Here is a 4,750-nt window from a genome sequence, read left to right on the forward strand (position 1 = left end):
GGGGTCATGTTTTACTCAAAACGAGATTTACAATTTCAATTATTTGAAGTGCTTGATAGTGAATTACTTACCAAGTACGAATATTTTCAAGACCATAATCGAGAGTCGTTTGATATGGTACTTGAAGCAGCCGATGGCATAGCTACCAAAATGCTGTTTCCGTTATTGACCGAAATGGACAGAAAAGAGCCGCAGTTGGTCGATGGAAAAATCAGAATCCACGAAGGCATGAAACCCATCATCAAAAAAATGGGGGAAGATGGCTGGGTAAATGCTGCTTTTCGCTACGATGAAGGTGGGCAGCAACTGCCAACCACAATCTTGAATGCCGCTGGATTTATCTTTCAAGCAGCCAATTATTCTTCGAGTATTTTCTCGTTCATGAGTGGCGGTTCGGCTAATCTGATTCGCACATTTGGTTCTCAAGAATTGATTGATAGATTCACGCCCGATATGTACTCAGGGAAATGGCAAGGAACAATGGCTTTGACCGAACCCGATGCTGGAAGTTCGCTTTCTGATATTTCAACGAGTGCCGAACCAACCGAAACGGAGGGAGTATATAAGATAAAAGGACAGAAAATTTATATTTCGGCGGGCGACCACGATGCTTGTGAAAACATTATTCACTTGATGCTTGCCAAAATAAAAGGTGGGCCGATTGGAGCAAAAGGGATTTCACTTTTCGTAGTACCACAAAAACGTCCAGAAAATGGCGAATTAATTGATAATGATGTAATTACCGCTGGGATTTTTCATAAAATGGGCTACAAAGGAGCTCCGATTGCTCATTTGAGTATCGGTTCGAATGATGGTGCTTTGGGCTACTTGGTGGGCGAACCGCACAAAGGTTTGAGTTATATGTTTCAATTAATGAACGAGGCACGTATCAGTGTGGGATTAAATGCTACTGCTATCGGTACGGCAGCCTATCATACTTCGTTGGCTTATGCAAAAGAGCGTCCGCAAGGCAGAAAGATTTCGGAGAAAGACCCTACAAAGCCACAGACAACCATTATCAATCACGCTGATGTAAAACGAATGTTATTGTTTCAGAAATCAGTAGTTGAGGGTTCGTTGGCTTTACTTCTATATTGCAGCAAATTATCAGATTTGATTCATGTAGAAGAAGGCGAAACAAAAGAAAGAGCGAGTTTATTGCTCGATTTGCTTACGCCAATTGCCAAAACGTATCCTTCCGAAATGTGTTGCCTTTCTACGAGTGCAGCCGTGCAGGTTTTGGGTGGTGCTGGTTACACGACTGATTTTACGGTCGAGCAATATTATCGTGAGGCTCGTATTCACCCAATTCATGAAGGCACAACGGGCATTCATGGGCTTGATTTATTGGGTCGAAAAATTACGATTCATAATGGAAAAGCCGCTCAGATTTTCTTTGAAGAAGTAAGCAAAACGATGGTAAAAGCTTCTAAAGATGAACATTTGCAGCCTTTTGTAGAAAAATTGCAGAAGTCATTAGGCAAAGCCCAGCAAGCCACAGGCTATTTGCTTGGTTTGGCAGGAAAGGGCGAAACTGAGAAGTTTTTGGCCGATGCCACGCTTTATCTCGAAATGTTTGGTATCATCACGATTGCTTGGCAATGGCTCAATCAAGGAATTGTAGCGAACGAAAAACTAAATGATGCCCACGAAGCCGACCAAAATTTTTATCAAGGAAAATTGGCCACGATGAGGTATTTTTATGAATATGAATTAGTAAAAGTGGATTCGCTCGTCAAACGCCTACAAAGCACTGATAGCGTGACGATTGACATGCAAAGTGATTGGTTTTGAAATTAACGGGGCTTCGGCTGCTTCGGCAGTCCGATTCGCTCAGTTGCCGTGTAGTTTTCGGTGGCTTCGACTCCGCTCAGCCACCGAAAAAACGTTTTTTATCCCACTAAAGCAAATGTAAACAAGCCAAAAGCCATCAATAAAAAATAACCTACTAATGAAGCCGCTCCAGCGTAATCTTTAGCGATGCGTTGACCTGTAAATAAGCACAGAATCGAGAGAAGCGATAGTTCTAAGCCGAGAATCGCAAAGTCTTTTTGTCCTTCGATGAAATAGAAAATTGCTCCAAAAAAAGACGCCAATCCTGCCAAAACTTCCAATATTGTAATGATTACGAATAAAATTCCCGAAAAAGAATTGAAAAACGTTTTGGCAAAAACACTCTGAATGTATCCTTTATTTCCTTTAAAATCAAAAACTTTATCGAAGCCAGATTGTAGGAAAAGTACGCCCGCAAAAAGCGAGATAAGCACCTGAATAACTTTTAATAAGGTATGGTCGAAAATGTGCATCATTTTAATGGTTTAGTTTTGGACAAAGATAGAAAAAATAGCTCCATCTGCATAAAAAAACGCTGGCAGGGTTCAAAACCCTGCCAGCGTTAAACTAAGCGATTATATTTGACGCTGGTAATCTTACAAACGAATCCCGAATGAAATGGCATTGCCATTGATAGGGTTATTGTCTTTGAAAAGTGGGGTGGCTTCGTAGCGAGCAAAGATGGCAAAACCTTCACGGCCTAATTCGGCGGCAAATCCGTAGTGGAATTTATTGAGGTTATATGCACTTTTGAAGTGTTCTTTTGCTCCAGTTTCTTCTTTGGTTTTTACGTAGCTTCCGATTCTCGCACCACCGTAAGCACCAACTCCCAAACTCCATTTGCTTTCTTTAAAACCAAATTGCAACATCATCGGGATATTGAAACTCGACACCACAAATTTCGATTTATCAAGGTTTTCTTTTACATCTACAAAACCAGCACCGTTGGCGGTATTTACCAAGCGGATGTTCTCTTTCATCATGTAATTGTTCCAAGCAAACTCGAAGCCTGTTCCGAGAGCCACATCTACGTGATTGCCCGTAATGAGGCGATGGTTTTTCTTCCAGTTTAAAGCTACGTATCTCGAACGCACATTATCAAGCTCGGGCAAGTTTTTTGTTTCGTAAGTATTTAGGCCAACATACAAGCCAAAGTCTTTACGAGAAAACATATTGTGTTTCTTTGGTGAATAATGCGATGATTGTTTGTATTCTCTCGAATCGTCTTCATCGTCTTGGGCAAATGCACCCGAATTTACAGTGATAGCTATGGCTAAAGCAGCGATTATACCCCTAACCCCTAAAGGGGAATTTATATTGGTTTTCATAATTTTGTGTTTTAAAAAAGTAATTAAAAAATTATTTTTAGAAAAACTGCTGCAGTAGTTTTTGAAAATTTGCTTTTCGTAATGAAGATGCAAAAAATAGGAGAGAGGGTTGCAGAGGAAAATAAAAAATCTGATAATTAAGCTGAAAGTAAATTTCAAGTACTTGATTATCAGATTTTTATGAACAAAAAATATTTTTATTTTCAGATAAAATTAACTTCAGCCGAAAGCTGAATCCCAAATTTTTCTTTGACTGATGCCTGTATTTTTTGTGATAAATCTTTGATTTCTTCGCCTTTGCCGCCACCGTAATTGACCAACACCAAAGCCTGTTTGGCGTGTACGCCCACATTGCCAAAACGCTGACCTTTCCAACCTGCTTGCTCAATTAGCCAACCCGCAGGAACTTTCGTGGTAGTTTCGTTGACGGGGTAAGATGGAATCGTTGGAAATTGTGCTTTCAAGGCCTCAAATTGCGTATTCGGAATCTCAGGGTTTTTGAAAAAACTTCCCGCATTGCCAATTTCGGCTGGGTTTGGTAGTTTGCTTTGGCGAATATGAATCACGGCATCGCTTATGGCTTTGATACTCATTTCGGTTACTCCCATTTCGGCCAAAGTATCTTTTATGGCTCCGTATTCTACATGGAAAGTTGGTTTTTTGCTGAGTTTGAAAGTGACATTCAGAATAATATATTTGCCTTTGGCTTCGTGCTTGAAGATACTTTCACGGTAGCCGAAATTACAGGTGGCTTTATCGAAAGTTCTGATTTCGCCAGTTGCGATTTCTAAAGCTTCTAATTCCTCAAAAACTTCTTTTATTTCTATTCCATATGCACCGATATTTTGCATAGGAGCAGCACCGACCGTTCCTGGAATCAGCGATAAGTTTTCCATTCCTGCATAGTTTTGGTTGACGCAGTGCATCACCAAATCGTGCCAAACAACGCCCGCTCCTGCTTTTATCCAGATATTATCTTCGTTTTCTTCTACAACTTCAAAGCCTTTGATGGCTATTTTTATCACCAAACCATCAAAATCTTTCGTAAGCAACATATTGCTTCCTCCGCCCAAAATCAAACGTTCAGTTGATTGATAATCAGGACTTTGTAGGATTTCTTTTAGTTGCTCAATACTCGACACTTCAACAAAATATTTAGCTGTTGCTTCGATTCCGAAAGTATTGAATGGCTTGAGTTGTACGTCTTTTTGAACTATCATTAGGCAATAAGAAAGAAAGAGGTTTGTTAGAAAAACTCGTCAAAGTTAGCGATTTTTGTAAAATCTTGACGAGATAAGTACCAATGTACCATTAAGAATTAAGAATTAAGAATTAGGAATGCTGATTATCAGTCAATTACGGAGTCGTAATTTGGCAAATAATTGAGTATTAGTACCAAAATGCAAAACAACAAAATCAATACCGACTGTGAAACATAACTTTATAAAGATATTCCTGTTTTTAAGCATTTGCCTAATGCTGGCGTGCGGACGAACGATTATTGAAGATACTGTTCCATCTTTTACGCCACCTTCTCTTACCTCAATAGATATTTTGCCCAATAATCGAGTAAAAATAAATTGGTATTT

At 39.6% G+C, this 4,750-nt stretch carries 5 protein-coding genes; 1 reads left to right on the forward strand and 4 read right to left on the reverse strand.

The genetic code is table 11. The features are described 5' to 3' along the window. The first annotated feature begins 6 nt into the window (after positions 1-6). Positions 7-1,794, forward strand: coding sequence for an acyl-CoA dehydrogenase (locus ACOVO2_RS03350; protein WP_421768647.1), 1,788 nt, complete (start codon positions 7-9; stop codon positions 1,792-1,794). A 98-nt stretch (positions 1,795-1,892) separates the two neighbouring features. Here ACOVO2_RS03350 and ACOVO2_RS03355 read toward each other — a convergent pair whose 3' ends face one another. The 4 genes from ACOVO2_RS03355 to ACOVO2_RS03370 form a co-directional block, all read right to left on the reverse strand. Then, positions 1,893-2,309 (reverse strand): DoxX family protein, encoded by a 417-nt coding sequence (locus ACOVO2_RS03355; RefSeq protein WP_421768609.1) that lies wholly within the window; start codon positions 2,307-2,309, stop codon positions 1,893-1,895. Between the two features lie 120 nt (positions 2,310-2,429). Next, complete coding sequence (locus ACOVO2_RS03360) at positions 2,430-3,161, reverse strand: outer membrane beta-barrel protein (RefSeq protein WP_421768610.1); 732 nt, start codon at positions 3,159-3,161, stop codon at positions 2,430-2,432. 203 nt (positions 3,162-3,364) lie between these two features. After that, positions 3,365-4,381 carry a UDP-N-acetylmuramate dehydrogenase gene (gene murB / locus ACOVO2_RS03365; RefSeq protein ID WP_421768611.1) on the reverse strand — a complete coding sequence of 339 codons (1,017 nt, stop codon included), beginning with the start codon at positions 4,379-4,381 and terminating at the stop codon, positions 3,365-3,367. Positions 4,382-4,513: 132 nt separating this feature from the next. Further along, positions 4,514-4,750, reverse strand: a 237-nt coding sequence (locus ACOVO2_RS03370; protein WP_421768612.1) for a hypothetical protein, incomplete at its 5' end; no start/stop codon positions are given.

The organism is Emticicia sp., assembly GCF_049241225.1.
Classification (GTDB): domain Bacteria; phylum Bacteroidota; class Bacteroidia; order Cytophagales; family Spirosomataceae; genus Emticicia.